The organism is Kaistia granuli DSM 23481 (assembly GCF_000380505.1).
GTDB lineage: Bacteria > Pseudomonadota > Alphaproteobacteria > Rhizobiales > Kaistiaceae > Kaistia > Kaistia granuli.
In genome coordinates this window covers 1-19,466 of sequence record NZ_AQYH01000004.1, presented here as the reverse complement: position 1 = coordinate 19,466, position 19,466 = coordinate 1, and the positions used below count along the sequence as shown (strand labels likewise).

General features: G+C 66.9%; 16 protein-coding genes. 13 read left to right on the top strand and 3 right to left on the bottom strand.

Translation table 11 applies throughout. The features are described 5' to 3' along the window. Positions 1–54: 54 nt before the first annotated feature. Complete coding sequence (locus G342_RS0104065) at positions 55–1,584, bottom strand: MFS transporter (protein ID WP_018181828.1); 1,530 nt, start codon at positions 1,582–1,584, stop codon at positions 55–57. Positions 1,585–1,747: 163 nt separating this feature from the next. Here G342_RS0104065 and G342_RS0104060 point away from each other — a divergent pair, with 163 nt between their 5' ends. The 6 genes from G342_RS0104060 to G342_RS0104035 all read left to right on the top strand — a co-directional run bounded on the left by G342_RS0104060 (position 1,748) and on the right by G342_RS0104035 (position 10,506). Beyond that, positions 1,748–2,605, top strand: a complete 858-nt coding sequence (locus tag G342_RS0104060; protein ID WP_018181827.1) for a LysR family transcriptional regulator — start codon at positions 1,748–1,750, stop codon at positions 2,603–2,605. 298 nt (positions 2,606–2,903) lie between these two features. After that, positions 2,904–4,202 carry an extracellular solute-binding protein gene (locus G342_RS0104055; RefSeq protein ID WP_026304101.1) on the top strand — a complete coding sequence of 433 codons (1,299 nt, stop codon included), beginning with the start codon at positions 2,904–2,906 and terminating at the stop codon, positions 4,200–4,202. Positions 4,203–4,303: 101 nt separating this feature from the next. Beyond that, entirely contained in the window at positions 4,304–5,221 is a 918-nt protein-coding gene (locus G342_RS0104050; protein WP_040878254.1) for a carbohydrate ABC transporter permease, read from the top strand. After that, positions 5,218–6,060, top strand: coding sequence for a carbohydrate ABC transporter permease (locus G342_RS0104045; protein WP_018181824.1), 843 nt, complete (start codon positions 5,218–5,220; stop codon positions 6,058–6,060). The genes G342_RS0104050 and G342_RS0104045 overlap by 4 nt, the downstream gene beginning before the upstream one ends. A 52-nt stretch (positions 6,061–6,112) precedes the next feature. Then, positions 6,113–9,136, top strand: a complete 3,024-nt coding sequence (locus tag G342_RS0104040; RefSeq protein WP_018181823.1) for an alpha-mannosidase — start codon at positions 6,113–6,115, stop codon at positions 9,134–9,136. 62 nt (positions 9,137–9,198) lie between these two features. Continuing rightward, entirely contained in the window at positions 9,199–10,506 is a 1,308-nt protein-coding gene (locus tag G342_RS0104035; RefSeq protein ID WP_018181822.1) for an ROK family transcriptional regulator, read from the top strand. Here G342_RS0104035 and G342_RS0104030 read toward each other — a convergent pair. Continuing rightward, complete coding sequence (locus tag G342_RS0104030; protein WP_198010740.1) at positions 10,478–11,599, bottom strand: ROK family transcriptional regulator; 1,122 nt, start codon at positions 11,597–11,599, stop codon at positions 10,478–10,480. The two genes, G342_RS0104035 and G342_RS0104030, sit on opposite strands and share 29 nt — an antisense overlap. 396 nt (positions 11,600–11,995) lie before the next feature. Here G342_RS0104030 and G342_RS0104025 point away from each other — a divergent pair, with 396 nt between their 5' ends. The 7 genes from G342_RS0104025 to G342_RS0103995 all read left to right on the top strand — a co-directional run bounded on the left by G342_RS0104025 (position 11,996) and on the right by G342_RS0103995 (position 19,044). After that, positions 11,996–13,261 (top strand): ABC transporter substrate-binding protein, encoded by a 1,266-nt coding sequence (locus G342_RS0104025; RefSeq protein WP_018181820.1) that lies wholly within the window; start codon positions 11,996–11,998, stop codon positions 13,259–13,261. 68 nt (positions 13,262–13,329) lie between these two features. Next, a complete protein-coding gene (locus tag G342_RS0104020) occupies positions 13,330–14,277 on the top strand; it encodes a carbohydrate ABC transporter permease (RefSeq protein ID WP_018181819.1) in 948 nt (315 codons plus the stop codon). After that, the gene (locus G342_RS0104015; RefSeq protein ID WP_018181818.1) at positions 14,270–15,172 is read left to right on the top strand and encodes a carbohydrate ABC transporter permease; all 903 of its coding nucleotides are present in this window, start codon (positions 14,270–14,272) and stop codon (positions 15,170–15,172) included. Before G342_RS0104020 ends, G342_RS0104015 begins: the two co-directional genes overlap by 8 nt. A 43-nt stretch (positions 15,173–15,215) precedes the next feature. After that, a complete protein-coding gene (locus tag G342_RS0104010; RefSeq protein ID WP_018181817.1) occupies positions 15,216–16,325 on the top strand; it encodes an ABC transporter ATP-binding protein in 1,110 nt (369 codons plus the stop codon). A gap of 48 nt (positions 16,326–16,373) precedes the next feature. Further along, a complete protein-coding gene (locus tag G342_RS0104005) occupies positions 16,374–17,138 on the top strand; it encodes an SDR family NAD(P)-dependent oxidoreductase (protein ID WP_018181816.1) in 765 nt (254 codons plus the stop codon). A 42-nt stretch (positions 17,139–17,180) separates the two neighbouring features. Further along, positions 17,181–18,164 (top strand): sugar phosphate isomerase/epimerase family protein, encoded by a 984-nt coding sequence (locus G342_RS0104000; protein ID WP_018181815.1) that lies wholly within the window; start codon positions 17,181–17,183, stop codon positions 18,162–18,164. A gap of 70 nt (positions 18,165–18,234) precedes the next feature. Then, the gene (locus G342_RS0103995) at positions 18,235–19,044 is read left to right on the top strand and encodes an SDR family NAD(P)-dependent oxidoreductase (protein ID WP_018181814.1); all 810 of its coding nucleotides are present in this window, start codon (positions 18,235–18,237) and stop codon (positions 19,042–19,044) included. Positions 19,045–19,123: 79 nt separating this feature from the next. Here G342_RS0103995 and G342_RS0103990 read toward each other — a convergent pair. Next, positions 19,124–19,466: IS110 family transposase (locus G342_RS0103990; RefSeq protein ID WP_018181813.1), on the bottom strand; the 343-nt coding region annotated here is incomplete at its 5' end.

Genomic DNA, 19,466 nt, shown 5'->3' with positions numbered 1-19,466 from the left:
AAGGCCGAGGGCGGCCGGTGAGGATCCACGCCCTCACCGGATGACCAGCTTGCCCTAGAGCACTGCTGGATGCGCCGGGCAGGCCGGGGCGCTCGCCTTGCGCCCGAAGACCCAATAGCTCGCCGCGGCGAGCAGCCAGACGCCGATGCCGCCATAGAGCAGGATCCAGCCGAAGCCGTCGACAAGCGCCTGGTGGACGACGGCATCCGAAATGCCTTCACCGGGAGGCACGCCGGCGCCCGACGCGACCTGCTGGGCGAGGCGCCGCATCCGCTCCGCGTCGGCGATGCCCGGCAGCGCAGCCTGCAGTGAGGCGCGCACGCCTTCGACGAGCAGGAACCCCATCAGCGCGATGTTGATGGCGAGCGAGATCATGCGGGCGCTCATGTCGATGCCGGAGGCCATGCCGGCCCGATTGGCGGAGACGGCCGCCGTCGTCGTATTGGTGACGGGCGTGTTGGTGAAGCCGAGGCCGATGCCGGCGAGGACGCAGCCAGGCAGCATCGTCAGCCAGCTGGCATTCTCGGCGCCGCTGCCGAGCATCATCGCGAAGAAGCCGAGCCCGATCAGGCCGAGGCCGGCCGGGATGACGAGGCCGGGCCGGTAGCGCAGCGACAGCCGCTCGGCGAACGGCGGCACGGCGAGGGTCGGCAGCGTATAGGCGAGAAGCGCCAATCCGGCGGCGACGCTGTCATAGCCGAGGCCGGCCTGGAACCAGATCGGCAGGTAGATCATGAATGGCCAGAAGCTGATGTTCATGGCGGCCGAACCGATCACCGCGCCGGAGAAGGGGCGGATCCGGAACACGGTGAAATCGAACATCGGCCGCGGGCTGAGCTTCTCGGCGACGAGAAAGGCGACGAAGCTCGCCGCGGTCAGGCCGAGAATGACGAGCGCGGTCGGTCTTGCAAAGCCGAGATCCGGCCCCTGGGTGATGAAATAGGCGAGGCCGAACACGGCCAGCGACAAGGTGACGATGCCCGGAACATCGAGATGGGTGGCGTCCGGATCGCGCGATTCCTCGACGCCGCCGAGCGCGAGCAGCCAGGTGACCAGGCTCAGCGCGCCGTGGATCAGGAACACCCACTCCCAGCTCCAGACGGCGACGATCGCGCCGCCGACGATCGGGCCGAAACCGAGACCGATGCCGAAGATGATACCCCAGGCGCTGAAGGCGAGACCGCGCGCGCGGCCCTCCTGGAACTGGTGCGACAGCACCGCGACCTGACAGATCAGCATCACGCCGCCGCTCAGGCCCTGCGCGAAGCGGGCGGCGATCAGCACCGACACACTTTCCGTCAGCCCGCAGATCAGCGAGGCGACGCCGAACGCGACAATGCCGATCAGGAAGATGCGCTTGCGGCCATAGCGATCGGCGAGCGTGCCGGTCGCCATCAGCACGGTGGTCACGGCGATCGTGTAGGCGTTCATGATCCATTGCAGCTGGACGAAATCGGCGCCCAGCACCTTTTCCAGCGTTGGCAGGATCGCCGGAACGCTGGAGATCTCCAGCCCGAACATCAACGAAGAGAGACAGACGGCGGCGAGGGCGACGAGGCGCGAGCCGGACGGTGTCGGGGGCATGGGCATGCTTCGGACTTTCGAGAGGGGCGACCGTGCTGCCTTCGGAGTGGAGGCGACGTGCGTTCGGGCCGCGCTGGATTCGGGGCCGAACTTTAACGGGCGCTTGACGACATCGAAACCGGATGGCTCTCTATTTCAGAGACAACAAATACGGATGATTGCCATGACCATCCTCGATGTCGATTCGGTTCAGGCCTTCGTCGCCATCGCCGACTTCCAGAGCTTCACCCGCGCGGCGGAGGCGCTGGGCACGACCCAGGGCGCCATCAGCGTCAAGCTGAAGCGGCTGGAGGACCGGATCGGCCAGCGGCTGATCGAGCGGACGCCGCGCTCGGTGCGTCTCTCGGCCCAGGGCGCGCTGTTCCTCGACGGTGCGCGCGGCTTCCTCGCCGCGCATGAGCGGGCGCTGGCCGGGCTGACGGATTGCCGGCGCCGCTTCACGCTCGGCATCGCCGCCCATGTCGCCGGGCCGGAACTGCCGACCCTGCTGGCGCGCCTCAATGCACATGATCCCGGCCTGACCATCGAAGTGCGGCTCGACAATTCGCGCACCCTGCTCGACGCCTTCGATCGCGGCGAGCTCGATGCCGCCATCGTCCGCCGCGAAGATGATCGCCGCGACGCCGAAATCCTCGGGCCCGAGGATTTCGGCTGGTTCGCCGTGCCGCATTTCGAGCACCGTCAGGGCGAGCCCATCCGCCTTGCAACCCACGCCCCCTCCTGCGGCGTGCGCGACATGGCCACCCGCGCCCTCGACGCGATCAGCATCCCGTGGATCGACGTCTTTCTCGGCGGCGGCTCCTCGGTGGTGACAGCCGCCGTCTCCGCGGGTCTAGCCATCGGCGCGTTTCCCTGCCGCCTCGCCCCGCCGGGCACGGTCGAAGTCGGCCAGCGCTTCGGCCTGCCGACCTTGCCGTCCTCGGAGATCATGCTGCATTCGACGCTGACCGACACCAAGTCGCGCGAGGCGTTGCGCACGCTGGCCGCCGCGTTCCGCGAGCATCGGGCCATCGCTTCCTGACGGCTTCGGACGCGCGATCCCCGGTCGATCACCCGCCGCTGCCTACCGGACCTCAGCGAGCGCAAAGGGCAGGAACCGCGAGTCCCCCTTCCCGCCACGTTGGCCCGACGAGGCCTTCCCGTTGATCGCTCGCGGCGGTCGATTCCCTGCGGCCGATCCGATGCGGGCATCGCCCCCTTGTCGATATAAAATCGATGTGATTTAATCTTTGTCAGGCACCCGAAACAAGGACGTGCCGGAGAACGAGATGGCCGCCAGAGCCGTCCATTCGAGGAAACACCCCACGGGAGATTTCATGATGCGCTTGCGTCTCGTCACCGCGCTGCTGGCTTCCGCCGCCGCGTTCGTCGCCGTCTCTGCCCAAGCCCAGAACCTCGTCACCAAGGACCGCGTCGGTCCTGCCGACGCCCCGAAATCCTTCACGCTCCGCCTGACCAATGATGGCCCGACCAGCACCGATCCGGTCTGGGCAGAGGGCTACCAGAAGCTGTTCAGCGAGTTCATCCAGCGCCATCCGGGCTGGCGCATCGACCTCGAGCGCATGTCCGACAATATCGGCCAGGAACAGGCCCGCATGCTCGAGCAGGCGAAGTCCGGCCAGGGCCCGGATTGCGCGGCGGTAGACAGCTTCGTGCTGGCGCTGTTCAAGGGCGCCAACGTGCTGAAGCCGCTCGACGAATACTTCACCAAGGAAGAAGTGGCCGATCTCTTCCCGTTCATCCGTGAGGGCATCACCGGCCCCGACGGCAAGATCTACGCCTGGTGGTGGAACACCGATCTGCGCGTGCTCTACCGCAACAAAGACATCGTGCCGGACGCTCCCAAGACCTGGGACGAGCTGAAGGCCGCCGCCATCGCCTCCAAGGACAAGGGCATGGAAGGCGTTCTGTTCAATGGCGGCCGCTGGGAAGGCACCACCTTCGACTGGCTCGCCAATTTCTGGGCGCAGGGCGGCAAGCTTGTCGACGACAAGGGCAAGCCGATCTTCGCCGAGGGGGAAAACCGCGAGAAGTTCCTGAAGGCGGTCAACTACTTCAAGGATCTCGTCGATTCGGGTGCTGCGCCGAAGCGCGTCGCCACCATCGTCAATTATGACGAGTTCAACGCGGCGGCAGCAGCCGGCACGGCGGCGCTCTTCATCGGCGGCAACTGGCAGTACGGCCAGCTGAAGAACACGCTGGAGCCGGAAGAGTTCGAGAAGTGGACCTTCTCGGAGATCCCCGGGCCGACGCCGGACCAGCGTTCGACCGGCACCGGCGGCTGGACCTTCGGCGCCTTCTCCAGCGATCCGGAAAAGGTCGCCATGTGCGCGGCCGTGATCAAGGAGATCTATGCCGGCCCCGGCAACGCGCTGCAGCAGCAGCTGCCGACGGCCGCAGCCCTCTACGGCAAGTACGACGTATTCAAGACGCCGGCCAACGAGACCTTCGCCAAGGCGCTGGTCAACGGCCAGGCCCGTCCGGGCGTGCCGATCTATCCTGAGATCTCCAACCAGATCCAGATCATGATGGGCGACGTCCTCTCCGGCACCAAGACGCCGGAAGCCGCCCTCGACGCCGCCAACACCGCTGTCCAGGCCGCCTTCGCGCGGCTCTGAGGCAAAGCGCAGCGACATCCCCGGCCAGCGAGATCGGCCGGGGATACCGATCGCCGCGTCTGGGCAGGAGCGACAGCATGCAGACGACACAGACGGCCGCGATGGCAATAAGCCGGCGCGTGGCCGGCCCTAGCCTTGGCCGACGCCTCGAAGCCAATCCGTTCACATGGCTCGTACCCGTCGCGGTCATGCTCGGCGTGTTCTACCTCTACCCGATCATCGACGTGTTCCGTCTCGGCCTGACCAATGCGAGCCTGGTCGGCAACGAGGAGCGCTACACGCTCGCCACGATCCGGGCGATGTTCGAGAACCCCGCTCTCGTCGACATCCTCTGGACCACCTTCCTCTTCACCTTCGGCAGCGTCGTCGGCCAGCAGGTCTTCGGTCTCGCCATCGCGCTGCTGGTCATGCGCGGCGAGCGGCGCAAGCTGCCCGGCATGGTCGCGCTCCGGACCATCGTGCTGATCGCCTGGGTCATTCCCGGCATCGCCAACGGCCTGATCTGGCAGATGCTGTTCAGCGAGGCGCCGTTCGGCGCCATCAACAGCGTGCTGCGGCTGATGCACATCTCGCCGGTCGCCTGGCTGTCCGATCCCAACATGGCCATGGTCTCGGCCGTCCTCTCGAATGTCTGGCGCGGCACCGCCTTCTCGATGATCGTCTTCTACGCGGCGCTGAAGGCGATCGACCCGACGCTCTACGAGGCGGCGAGCGTCGACGGCGCCAGCGGCACGCAGAAGCTGCGCTTCATCACGCTGCCGCAATTGCGCGCCGCCATCCTCGTCAATTCGATCCTCGTGACGATCCAGACCCTCAACACCTTCGACGCGATCATCTCGCTGACCGGCGGCGGCCCCGGCCGCGCCACCGAGGTGCTGTCGCTGTTCACCTTCAACACGGTGTTCCGCAACTACGACCTCGCCGGCGGCAGCGTGCTCTCCGTGCTGATGCTCGCCATCAGCCTCGTGCTGGCGCTGGTCTATGCGTCGTTCCTGCCGCGCAGGGAGGCTTCCGAATGACCGCCGAACGCCGCGAGAAATGGGGCGACGCCCTCACCTATCTGATGGCGATCCTGATCGCCGCCTTCTTCCTGACGCCGCTCGCCTGGCTGCTGTCGCTGTCGCTCAGGACCCGACAGGAAGTCTTCCTCGGCGCCAGCCGCTTCATCCCGAAGCGGCCGACGCTCGACAATTTCGCCCAGATCCTCTCGGACCCGACCTTCCTGCTCTATCTGTGGAACGGGCTGAAGCTGTCGGCACTGGGCGGTTTGGGCTGCCTGCTGGTGGCGGCCCCCGCGGCCTACGCCTTCTCGCGCTTCTGGTTTTCCGGCAAGTCGGCGCTGATGATGGTGATCCTCGCCTTCCAGATGATCTCGCCGCTGGTCATCCTGGTGCCGCTCTACCGCTACATGAGCGCGCTCGGCCTCATCAACAGCCATTTCGGCGTCACCATGGTCTACATCGCCATCAGCGTGCCGATGTGCACCTGGCTGGTGAAGGGCGCCATCGACGGCATCCCGAAATCGCTCGAGGAAGCTGCCGCGATCGACGGCTGCAGCCGCTTCGGCACCTTCTGGCGCATCACCCTGCCGCTCGCCGCCCCCGGCCTCGCCTCGGCCTTCATCCTGATCGTCATCCTGAACTGGTCGCAGTTCCTGATCCCGTTCCTGCTGCTCAACAAGGATGCGCAGCTGCCGATCTCGGTGGCGATCTTCAACTTCGCCGGCACGTCGAACGCCTCGTCGACGCAAGTGCTCGCGGCCGCCTGTCTGGTCGCCGTGGTGCCGGCCATCGTCGCCTTCCTCCTTTTGCAGCGCATGATCGTCGGAGCCCTGACCGCCGGCGCCGTAAAGGGCTGAACCGAACCCATCCATCGCTTTCATCGAGCTATTTTTGAGACGGAGAATTGGAATGTCCCTGACCCTCCAGCAGCGGCTCGACCGCATCGACGTGCGCGTCGAGGAACTGGGGTTCTGGCGCGAGCGCGAGACCGTGGCCGTCGAAGGCTGGCAGTTCAACAGCGCGCCGCTCGCCATGGGCGGCTTCTGGCCCAAGAAGGACGGCGCCATCGCCCTCGACGCGGAAGCGACGGTGCCGGAGCATTGGTCGCTCGACGACGCGCGCCTCCTGATCGATGTCGGCGGCGAGAGCCTGATCACGTTGACGCCCCAGGGCAAGGGCGAGCAAACCCGCTTCGGCCTCGACCCCTTCCACCAGGAATTCCCGCTCCCCGGCCGCCGCTTCAAGATCCATGTCGACGCCGTCGCCCGCCTGCCCTTTGGCGAACCGGTGCGCGAGCCGCGCCTGACGCGGGCCCATCTCGCCTGGATCGACCAGCCGGTGCATGAGCTCGCCCTGCTGCTGCGCCAGGTTTCCGAGACCGCCCGCTTGCTCGGCGCGCATGACGTGGTGCCGCATCTGATCACCGCGGCCGAGCACACCTTCGCCGCGCTCGACTGGCCGTCGGCGACGCAGGACTATGTCGCCCGCACGGCGCCGCAGCGCGGCCAGCAGAAGATCTGGCAATTGCCGCCGCTGAAGGCCGACCCGGAAGGCCTGCGCCAGGACCACCGCGCCAGCGTCCAGCGCGCGCTCGAGTACCTGCGCGAGACGCTGAAGGGCCTGAAGGCACGCTATCCGCAGCAGGGTAGCCTCGGCATCACCGGCCACGCCCATATCGATCTCGCCTGGCTCTGGCCCTATGACGAAACGCGGCGCAAGGCGCGGCGCACCTTCAATACCGCGCTCCGCCTGATGGAGCGTTTTCCGGACTTCGTCTTCAACCAGTCGACAGCCGCCTACTATGCGCAGATCGAGGAAGACGATCCGGCGTTGTTCAAGGAAATCCAGGCAGCGGTGAAGAGCGGCCAGTGGGAGACCATCGGCGGCATGTGGGTCGAGCCCGACACCAACATGCCGACCGGCGAGAGCTTCGTGCGCCAGATCCTCTACGGCCAGCGCTACTTCCAGGAGAAGTTCGGCGTCCGCCATCGCGTCTGCTGGCTGCCCGACTGCTTCGGCTTCTCGCCGGCGTTGCCGCAGCTCCTCCAGCAGGGCGGCATGGATTCGTTCTTCACCATCAAGGTGAACTGGTCCGAGACCAACAAATTCCCGCATGACCTGTTCTACTGGGAAGGCCTCGACGGCAGCCGCGTGCTGGCGCACACCTTCGACAATCCGGTGCGCGGCTATAACGGCTCGACCGAACCCGAAGCGATCCTCGGCACGTGGGGCAATTTCCGCGGCAAGACCATCCACGACGAAAGCCTGCTCGCCGTCGGCTATGGCGACGGCGGCGGCGGCGTGACCCCGGAGATGCTGGAGCGCCAGGCGCAGCTCGCCGAATTCCCGGCCGTGCCGTCGCTGAAGCCGGCGCGCGTCGAGGACGTGTTCGCCCGCATGCACGAAATCCCCGCAGCCCAGGTGCCGGTCTGGCAGGGCGAGATCTATCTCGAGCTGCACCGCGCCACGCTGACGACGCAGAGCCACACCAAGCGGCTGCATCGCCACGCCGAGCGCGCGCTGATCACCGCCGAGACGGTCGCCTCGCTCGCCAACATGCTGGGCGCCGCACGGCCGCAGAGCCTGGAACCCGCCTGGCGCAAGGTGCTGAAGAACGAGTTCCACGACATCCTGCCCGGCTCCGGCATTCGCGAGATATACGACGATGCCGAGCGCGAGCTGGGCGAAGCGCTGGACACCGGCCTCGACGCGCAGCGCGACGGGCTCAAGGCCCTGGCAGGCCTATTGCCGAAGGGCGACGCCAAGGACGCGCTGGTCGTCGTCAATCCCGACCTGCACGCCCGTCCGGTTCGGGTCGAGCTCGACGGCAAGCCACTGGCACTCGACGTCACCGTGCCGCCACTGGGCATCGTCGTGCTGGACGGCAAGGCCCTGGCGCCTTCATCCGGCCTCAGCGTCTCGAAGAGCAAGCTGGAAAACAGCCTGATCCGCGTCATCCTCAATCCGGACGGCACGCTGGCCAGCCTCTATGACAAGCGGGCCGGGCGCGAGGCGCTCGCCGGCCGCGGCAACCAGCTCTGGGTCTATCCCATGGACAAGCCGCGCAACTGGGACGCCTGGGACCTCGAAGACGACTACACCGCCAACGGCCAGGAACTGACTTCGTTCGAGAGCCTCGAGGTGATCGAGACGGGGCCGCATCGCGCCTCGATCCGGATCGTCCGGAAATTCCGCGATTCGACCATCACGCAGACGCTGCAGCTCCTCGCCAACGCGCCGCGCCTCGACATCAAGACGGATCTCGACTGGCACGACCGCCGCGTCCTGCTTCGCACCCAGACACCGGTCGATGTCCGCTCCGACCTCGCCACGTTCGAATGCGCCTTCGGAGCCGTCCGCCGCACCACCCACAACAACACCTCGTGGGACGAGGCGAAGTTCGAGGTGCCGGCGCATCGCTTCGCCGATCTGTCGGAGCCGGGCTTCGGCGTGGCGCTGCTCAACAACGGCAAATACGGCCACAGCATCAAGGGCAACATGCTCGGCCTCAGCCTGCTGCGCGCGCCGATCTATCCGGACCCGCTGGCCGACGAGGGCGAACAGAGCTTCGTCTATGCGCTGATGCCGCATCAGGGCGCCTGGCACGAGGGCGGCGTGCGCGAGGAAGCGCTGGATCTGAACCAGCCCCTGCTCGCCACCCGCGCCTCGGACCTGCGGCCGGGCGTGGAAACGCCGATCGCCATCTCCGGCATTCCGGCCGGCCTCGGCGGCCTGAAGGCGAGCGAGGACGGCAAGGCGCTGGTGCTGCGCGTCTACGAGCCGGCCGGCGGCCGCGGTCGCTTCGACGTGCTGCCGAAGGACGGCTGGCTGCTGTCGGGACCGGTCAACATCCTGGAGGAGGCGGACGACCGCAAGGCCGGCGCCGACCTGCATCCCTTCGAAGTGAGAAGCTGGCTCATCAAGCAGAGATAGGCGACGCCCATCCTTGACAAGATAGCAACCCTTGCCCTCTATCCGCCGGCGGAGGATCACCCATGATCTCCCCCGGCGGCAACGACATCTTGACTTCATCCCTGACGGCTCCAGGCGATCTCGCCGGCTCCAATTCCGAACTGGCGGCGACCCACAACCTGGCCGTCATCCTGCGCACGATCCGTTGGCATGCGCCGATCTCGCGCACCGAACTCGCGCTGCGCTCCGGCCTCAGCAAGCAGGCCGTCGCCCGCATCACCGGCAAGCTGATCGACGATGGCCTCGTCGTCGAAGCGCGCCGGCGCTACGGCATGCGTGGCCAGCCGGCGATCGAGCTGGAAATCAACCCCGAGGGCTGCTTCGCCGTCGGCGCTGGCATCGGCCGCGATCATCTGACCATCGTCGCCATCGACGCCGTCGGCACCGTGCGCGACCGCATCCATCGCGAAGAGCGCTTCATGCTGCCGGACGCCTTCTTCGCCGAGATGAAGGAGGCGCTGTCGACGTTTCGCCGCCGCCGCGCCATCGACGAGACACGGCTCGCCGGCATCGGCGTCGCCATCCCCGACTGGCTCGGCGAAATTCCGTTCATCGGCATGCCCGATGCCTACCGGCTATGGCGCAGCGTCGACATCCGGGCGCGCTTCGCCCGCTTCACCGACCATCCGATCCTGATCGACAACGACGCCACCGCGGCGGCGATCGGCGAATTGACCTACGGCCTCGGCGCCGAGATCCGCAGCTTCTTCTATATCTTCTTCGGCTCCGGCCTCGGCGGCGGCCTGGTGCTCGACGGCGCCTGCTATCACGGCACGACCGGCATCAGCGGCGAGATCGGCTGGCTGCCGGTGACACTGCCGGAGGCGCCGGCCGGCGAGCGCGTGCAGCCGCTCGGCCAGCTCGTCTCGCTGTTCATCCTGTATGATTTCCTGGCGAGCCACGGCATCCTGGTGTCGAAGCCGCAGGACCTGCTCAACCTCGATGCGCGCGGCAAGGCTCTGCTGACGTCCTGGCTGCGCATGGCCGCCCGGCACATCGCGGAGGCCGCCATCGACATCGGCCTCTTGATCAACCCGGACGCGGTTTTGATCGGCGGCCGAATCCCGGTGACCATCCTCGACGAATTGCTGCTCTATGTGCGCGAGGCGCTATCGCGCGATCCGCGGCCGACGCCGCGCATCCACCGCGCCGCCGGCTCCGAGGACGCGGCGGCCCTCGGCGCGGCGACGATGCCGCTCTCGCATGCGCTCAGGCTCGAATCCGCCGATCCCGCCCAATTGACCCGTGCGCCGCTGCGCGGCAATGCCGACCGGCCCGGACGGGCCACGACGCGTCACTGGATCACGACGCCGGATCCGCCGACGCCATAGCACGCGGCCGGAACGGCCGGCGCGGGTCGGGCAGCAAGAATTCCAGGAACGGCATCGCGGCGATGCCGACCAGCGCCGCGTCCTCGGCCAGCGAGCCGCGCACCAGCTCGGGCAGCCAGTAGGGCTGGGTCGGTTCGATCATCCGCTCCTGCCGCCGCGCACCGAGCCGCTGGATCAGCGCATCGAGCCAGGTGACCGGCAACCGGCCGCCGATGAAGATGACGCGCGGCGCGATGAAGGCCGAGATGGCAATGATCGAATCCATCAGATGCGCGCTGGCATCCTCGATCCAGCGCGCTACCTCCGGATCGTCGATCTCCAGTCCGGCCAGAGCCGTCGTCGACAGCGCCTCGTCGAGCAGCCTGCCATCCTCGCCGGTCCGCATCAAACCGACCCGGCCGGCCTTGTGCTCGGCGCCATTGAAGACGGCGCCGCCGATCACCATGCCGGCCCGTGTCGAGGGGCCGAGCAGGATGTAGACGAAGCTGTCATCGGCAGTCGCCGCGCCGAACTGGCGTTCGCCGAGCGCCGCCGCGATGGTGTCGGGCTCGGCGACGACGGGCAGCGGCGCCAGCGCGGCACGCACAGCCTCGGCGCAGTCCGTCGCCGTCAACCCGAGGCCAAGGACGCGGCCGGCGGATCGCGCGGCGAGACGCGCCAGCGCCTCGGAGGCGAGGCGCACGACCGCCGGCGCGGGATCGTCGACATCGACTTCGCAGGCGTCGCGCAGCACGACGCGACCGTCGAGATCGATCGCGACCAGGTTCGCCCGCCCGCCGACGACATCAACGCCGAGCGAGACGGCGCCGTCCGGCATTATGGCGAAGCGGTTGGCGCGCGAGCCGCTCGGCCCGGCCTCCTCCGCCACCAGCCCGTCGGCGGCGAGGCGGCGGACGATGTTGGTGATACCAGGCACGGTCAGGCCGGTGACCCGCGCCAGATCCAGCCGGCTCATCGGCCCCTTGCGCCGCAACGCCTCCAGCGTGACGCGCAGATTGTGATCGGCGGCATGGAGCAGATTCTGCCCCGCCGGCTGGTAGGCCGCGCGTTCGACGGAAGTCTCGGCGACCGGGCCCTGCCGCGATGGCGTCATGCGATCCGACATCCTTGTCCCCTCTTCCACGGCCAGGCAGGCGGCCAAATCCGGCGTGGTCCCATGGTTCGGTCCACTGCCTTCTTTTAATGCAAGAAGCCTGTCGCTGCTCGGCCGAACCGCTCCCGACCGAGTGGGCAATGCAACATCGGCCAATCTTGTTGGATCGACAAGATGTTAATCTTGAAGATCCTCGCCTCTGATCGGCGATTCAAGCGGTCATTTTGGCAGTGCAGCGTAACCGTTGCCAATGCCCTAGCTGCGTTGACAGTGAAATATGTTCGTCCTAGAAAAAAAGGAGCGTCAGAACACGGGGAGACGCACTGAAAACCACAAGAACAAGTCGCCGCGCAAAACGGTCGCAAGTATCGGGCGGTACACCCAGGGAGAGAAATCATGACCTTCACTTGGAAGGCGAGCGCTGGTCTTTTGACCTTTGCTCTCCTGAGCGGAACGGCGCTAGCCGAACCGAAGACGAATTTGCTGCACCAGTGGGCCACCGGCTCCGACGCCGCGGCGATCGCCAAGCTCGGCGAGATGTACACCGCGGCCGGCGGCAAGTGGGAACAGACCTCGATCGCCGGCCACACTGCCAACACGCTGGCCAAGCTGCGCGCTGACGTGATCGCGGGCAACGCGCCGCCCGCCGTGCAGCTAAAGGGCCCCGAGATCGCCGAGTGGAACGAGACCGGCATGACCGCCAATCTCGACGAACTCGCCGCGGCCGAGGGCTGGGAGAAGGTGGTCGCGCCCGAATTGCTGCCGGTGATGAAGCCGACCGGCAACTGGGTTGCCGCGCCGATGAACATCCACCGCATCAACTGGCTGTGGTCGTCGCCGAAGGTGATGAAGGAAGCCGGCGTCGACGCCGTGCCGAAGACCTGGGAAGAATTCAACGCCGCCTGCGAGAAGGTCGTCGCCGCCGGCAAGATCTGCATCGCGCATTCGACCGCCGACTGGACGGATTCGACCGTCTTCGAGGTCGTGGTCTACGGCCAGGACATCGACCTCTACCGCAAGGCCTTCGTCGAGGGTGACGTCGACGCCCTGCGCAGCGACGGCATGGTCAAGGCCCTGACCCAGCTTCGCCTGATGACGTCGAAATACATGGATCCCGGCATGGTCGGCCGTGACTGGGATACGATGTCGGCGATGGTCGGCCGCGGCGACGCCGCCTTCCACATCATGGGCGACTGGACCATCGGTCTCCTCACCGCCGCCGGCTTCAAGGAAGGCACCGACTACACCTGCAGCCAGGCGCCGACCGACTGGGGCAAGCCCGGCTTCATCCTGAACGCCGACTCCGTCGTCTTCTTCAAGCAGAAGGATCCGGACTACGTCGCGGGCCAGGAGCTCCTGGCCAAGACGATCCTGTCGCCGGAATTCCAGACGGTGTTCAACCAGGCCAAGGGTTCGATCCCGGCCCGGCTCGACGTTGACCTGTCGACCGGCTTCAACCCCTGCCAGCAGCTGGCGCAGAAGGACCTGCAGGCCTCGATCGAAGGCGGCACGCTGGTCCGCTCGATGGCCCACAACATGACCATCCCGCAGAAATATCGCGGCGCGATCATGGATACGGTCACCGAGTTCGTGAACACGCCCTCGATGACGCCGGAACAGGCGGCGACCGCGATCGCGGATGCCGTCGAGGCCCAGATGTAACGAACCGCCTTGTCGGGCGCGGTGCCCCGCGCCGCGCCCGATCCTTCGTTTTCATGACAGGGCCAGACATGTCGACCACCGCTGCGGATGCCGCCCGGGTTCCCGGGCCGGCGAGCCCCGGACCATCCTGGCGCGAGCGCCTGACCCGGATCGCCCCCATTCTCGTTCTCGCGCCATCGCTGGCGGCGTCGTTCATCTATGTCTTCGTCTTCACAATCTGGACCCTCTACATCTCGCTGTCGAATTCCTCGCTCCTGCCCAGCTACGGCTTTGTCGGCCTCGACAACTACGCCTCGCTCTGGAGCAACCGGCGCTGGAACATCGCCTACAGCAATCTGTTCCTGTTCTCCGCCTTCTACATTGTCGGCGCCATGGCGATCGGGCTGCTGCTCGCCATCCTGATCGACCAGAAGGTGCGCGGCGAGGCCGCCTGGCGGACGATCTTCCTCTATCCGCTCGCCGTATCCTTCATCGTCACCGGCACGGTCTGGAGCTGGCTCTACAATCCCGTCGACGGCATCCAGATGCTGGTCCGCAGCCTCGGCTGGACCAATTTCAACTTCGCCCTCGCCTCCGACCGCAACACGGCGATCTACGCGATCATCATCACCGGCATCTGGCAGAGCTCCGGCTTCGCCATGGCGCTGTTCCTCGCCGGCCTGCGATCGGTCGACCCCGATCTGGTCAAGGCGGCACAGATCGACGGCGCCTCCACCTTCCGCACCTATCGGCGGGTGATCCTGCCGGTGATCGCGCCGATCTTCCTCGCGGTCGCCGTCGTGCAGATCCAGTTCGCCATCAAGACCTTCGATCTCGTCGCGGCGCTGACGCGCGGCGGCCCGGGCATCTCGACCACCTTCCCGGCCATCTATGTCTACGATCTGATGTTCCAGCGCGGCCAGATCGGCGAAGGCGCCGCCGCGGCCATCATGATGCTGGCGGCGCTCGCCGTCGTGCTGGTGCCCTATTCCTTCTTCGTCGTCTGGCGCCATCGCAGGGAGAGCCATCATGGCTGACGCAGCCCTCGCCCGCGTCCACGACCGGGAAGCCTCGGCCGCCTTCCGCCGCCACTTCCTGAGCCGGGTGGTGATCTACGGCCTGCTTTCGATCTTCGCGATCATCTATCTCGTGCCGCTGCTGGTCGTCGTCTTCAACTCGTTCCGCGAGCAGCCGGAGATCGCCCAGAACGGCCTGATCGCCTTCCCGCGCAGCTTTTCCTTCCATGCCTGGGCCGATGCCTGGAGCACCTATTGCATCGGCGGCACCTGCGAGGGCATGCGCCGCAACTTCCTGAACTCGCTCTGGATGGCGATCCCGGCGACGATCCTGTCGACGCTGCTCGGCGCGATGAACGGCTACGTGCTGTCGAAATGGCGCTTCAAGGGCTCGGAAGTGTTGTTCACGCTGATGCTGCTCGGCGTCTTCATGCCCGGCCAGATCGCGCTGATGCCCTGGGCCTTCCTGCTCGGCAAGCTCGGCCTGACCAATTCGACCTACGGGCTGATCCTGATCCATGTGGTGCAGGGCATCTCCTTCACCACCCTGTTCTGCCGCAACTACTACGTCTCGATCCCGGACGATCTGATCAAGGCGGCGCGCATCGACGGCGCCGGCTTCTGGCGCATCTTCCGCAAGATCATCCTGCCGCTGTCGCCGCCGATCCTGATCGTGACCGTGATCTGGCAGTTCACCGGCATCTGGAACGAATATCTGTTCGGCGTCGTCTTCACCTCGGGACGCGAGCAGCCGATCACGGCCGCTCTCGTCGCCCTGACGGCGAGCGGCACCAATGTGCGCGCCTATGACGTGATGAGCGCGGCCGTGCTGATCGGCGCGCTGCCGCCGCTGCTCGTCTACTTCCTCGGCGGCAAATATTTCGTCCGGGGCCTCACCCAGGGAGCGATCAAGTGATGACGCGCTCCCATGACCATGGCTGCAATCCGATGAGGCTCTCATGTCGTCGCTGACCATCCGCAACCTGCGCAAGAGCTTCGGTTCCGTCGAGGTGCTGAAGGGCATCAACATCGAGGCGCGGACCGGTGAGTTCATCGCCCTGGTCGGCCCGTCCGGCTGCGGAAAATCGACCCTGCTCGCCATGATCGCCGGCCTCGAGACGGTGACCGAGGGCGAGATCCGGATCGGCGACCGACTGGTCAATTCGGTGGCGCCGAAGGACCGCGACATCGCCATGGTGTTCCAGTCCTACGCGCTCTACCCGACCATGACGGTGCGCGAGAACATCACCTTCGGCATGGAAAGCCGCGGCGTGCCGAAGCCGCAACGCGAGGAGGCGGTGAAGCGCGTCGCCGCGCTGCTGCAGATCGAGCCGCTGCTCGGCCGCAAGCCCGGCCAGCTCTCCGGCGGCCAGCGCCAGCGCGTCGCCATGGGCCGCGCCCTGGTGCGCGATCCAAAACTGTTCCTGTTCGACGAACCGCTCTCCAACCTCGACGCCAAGCTGCGCGTCGACATGCGCACCGAGATCAAGAAGCTGCATCATCGCGTCGGCAAGACGACCGTCTATGTCACGCATGACCAGGTCGAGGCGATGACGCTCGCCTCCCGCATCGCCGTGATGCACCAGGGCCAGGTGCAGCAGTTCGACGAGCCGCAGGCGGTCTATGACCGGCCGGCCAACATGTTCGTCGCCGGCTTCATGGGCTCGCCGGCCATGAACTTCATTCCGGCGAAACTGACGACAGGCCCCGACGGCAAGCCGGCGGTCTCGTTCAAGGCAACCGGCGGCACCGCGGTGCTTTCGCTGCAGGATGGCATCTCGCCCGGCGCTGCCGGCCGCGACGTCATTCTCGGCGTCCGCCCGGAGCACATCTTCCGCTACTCGCCGGAATTGAAGGCGGCCAAGAAGAGCATCGCCAGCATCGACGCCCCGGTCGAGATGGTCGAGCCGACCGGCGCCGAAACGATCGGCCTGATGCGCTTCGGCGATCTCGAAGTGACCGGCCGCTTCGATCCGGACGAGGCGCCGCGCATGGGCGAGACGATCACGCTCGGCATCGACATGTCGCATGCCTGCCTGTTCGACCCGACCACCAGAAACCTGATCTGACGATCGGATCGTCCTCCCCGCCCGACGCAATCCCACAGGCCGCATGCCATGAATTTTGCCCAATATCCCAGCCTTTCCGGGCGCGTCGTCTTTGTGACTGGCGGCGCCTCCGGCATCGGCGCCGACATTGTCCGCGCCTTTGCCGCAACCGGTTCGAAGGTCGCCTTCGTCGACATCCAGGACGAGGTCGGGCAGGCGCTCGCCGACGAACTGGCGGGATCCGCGCACCGGCCGATCTTCCGCCGCTGCGACCTGACCGACACCGAGGCGACGCAGGCTGTCATCGCCGAGATCGGCCGCGAGCTCGGCCCGATCGGCGTCCTCGTCAACAACGCCGCCAATGACGACCGCCGCGAGGTCGACGACGTCACGCCGGATTACTGGGACTGGTCGCAGTCGATCAATCTGCGCCCGCAATTCTTCACCGCCCAGGCCGTCCGACCGCAGATGCGAGAGCTCGGCTACGGTTCGATCATCAATTTCTCGTCGATTGCCTGGCGCGGCGGCGCGCCCAACATGCCGGCCTACACCACGGCCAAGGCGGCGGTGCTCGGCCTGACACGCAGCCTCGCGCGCGCCTTCGGCGCCGACAACATCCGCGTCAATTCGATCGAGCCCGGCGCGGTGATGACCGAGAAGCAATATGCGCTCTGGTACAAGACGCCGGAAAGCGTCGACGCGCTGGTCAGCCGGCAATGCATCCGCACCGTGCTGCGCGGCGAGGAAATCGCCCGCACGGCGCTGTTCCTCGGCGCCGACGACAGCCGGATGATCACCAAGCAATCCATCATCGTCGATGGCGGGCTGAGCTAGCCTCGCCCCGCCCCGCCATCCCGTCGCCAGATTGGAAGCGCCATGCTGCAAGTCGGACTGAACCCCTACGGACTGACCTACCATCTCGGCCTGCAGGGCCACGGCACGCCGCGCGCCAATCCGGACGGGCGCGGGCTCGAGGGCTTCATCCAGCTTGCCGAGGAACTGGGCGCGAAGACGATCGAGATCTTCGAGCCGTGGATCGCGGCACTCGACGACGACGCGGTGGCGGCGCTGAAAGCGAGGCTCGCCGCGCTCGGCATGACGCCGGTGGTGAGCAGCGGGCTGAACCACGGGCCGCTCGACGGCGCCTTTCGCTCGGCCGAGCGGCTCGACGCCAAGTTGATCCGCGTCTGCCTGACGCCGGTGCTCTGCGGCGACCGCAACGCCGCCGGCGAGACATGGCACGAGCTGGTGCGCGGCGTGCACGCAGCACTCGCCGACTGTGCGCCGCGCGCGGTCTCGGAAGGCCGGACGCTGGTGATCGAGAACCACCAGGATTTCACCGCGGACGAGCTGGTCGGCCTCTGCGAGGAGACCGAGGGCGGCGTCGGCATCTGCTACGACACCGGCAACACACTGCCGGTCGGCGAAGCGCCGCTCGACTTCACCCGAAGGATCGCGCCCTGGGTCCGGCACGTGCATCTGAAGGACTACAACGTCCAGTTCACCGACGAGGGTTTTCGTCTCGTCCGCTGCGCCATCGGCGACGGTTTCGTGCCGTTCCGCGAGGTGCTCGCCATCCTCGCGGAGCATCACGACAAGCTGACCGCCGTGCTGGAGCCCGGCGCGCTCGACGTCCGCCATGTCCGCCTGCTGACGCAGGACTGGTGGAACGGCTATCCGCCGCGCTCGGCGCGCTCGCTTGCCGCCTGTCTGCAGGCCGCCCGCCGCAACCGCCTCGCCGACGACGCCGACTACCGCACCCCCTGGGAACGCGGCGAGGACGGCGCGCTCGTTTCCTACGAGCTCGACATGATCCGGCGCAGCGTCGCCAACATGAAGGCGATCGGCGTCATGGCCTGACCATCACCATCCGTCCTCCCTCCCTTTCAACACAGCGGCCCCTCGGGGCCGGCAAGCAAGGAGCTCGCCAATGAGCAAGGAACTCTCCGGCAAGGTCATCTTCGTCACCGGCTCCGGCCGTGGTCTCGGCCGCACCATGGCCGAGAAGCTGGCGAGCCTCGGCGCCGATGTCGCCATCCACGATCTCGAATGGACGGGTCCCGCCAAATATGGCGAGGCCGCCGACATGGGCGAAGTGGCGGAGCAGATCGCCAAGCATGGCGTGCGCACCGTCGCCGTCACCGGCAATATCGGCGACCCGGCCGCCGTGCAGAAGATGAAGCAGGAGATCGAGGCCAAGCTCGGCACGGTCAACGTGCTGGTCAATTGCGCCGGCGGCGACATCGGCGCCTCGGGCAACAAGCCGAAGCCGAACGATGCGCTCAACATCTCGTTCGAGGACATCCAGGTCCTCACCAACAACAATCTGATCGGCACCATGCTGGTCTGCCAGGCCTTCGTGCCGGCGATGGTTAAGGCCGGCAGCGGCTCGGTGATCAACATTGCCTCGGCGGCGGCGCATATGGGCTGCTCGCCGGAAGTGGTCTATTCGACCCTGAAGGCGGCCGTCGTGCACTACACGCGCTGTCTCGCCAAGGAGCTCTACGAACAGGGCGTCCGGATCAACGCGGTGAGCCCCGGCCCGACCAAGTCGGCCCGCTTCCAGGCGACCCGCGTCGTCGATCCGGCCAAGATGGATTCGTCGGGAATATCGTTCAACCGCTATGCCGAGCCGTCCGAGATCGCCGACGCCGTCGCCTTCCTTGCCGGCCCCGGCTCGAAGTTCATCAACGGCCAGGTGATCCGCGTCGACGGCGGCCTGACGCTGTTCCCGGGGTAAGGCTCCTCACGAGGCCCTCTCCCGCTAGCGGGCGAGGGCCTGCACGCGAGCAACGATGCAAGCCACGCGCTCGTCGTCATCAAGTCAGTTCTGTTGCATCTGGTTTGAGCAAGGCGTTGGCAAGGACGACGAGTTTTCTGGCGACGGCTGCGAGCGCGAGGCGCTTTGGCTTTCCGGCGGCGCATAGGCTTCGGTAGAAGTCGCGCAGGCCGGGGTTGGCCCTGGCCGCGCTGAGGGCGGCCATGAACAGCAAAGGCCTGAGTTCGGTGCGTCCGCCGCGCATGGTGCGGTGCCGGCTGGTGTTGCCGGAATCGCGCGGATGCGGGGCCAAGCCGGCCAGGCTCGCGGCCTGTCGCCGGGTGAGGGTGCCGAGTTCCGGCATCAGCGCCAGTAGGCTGCGCGCGACGACAGGGCCGAAGCCG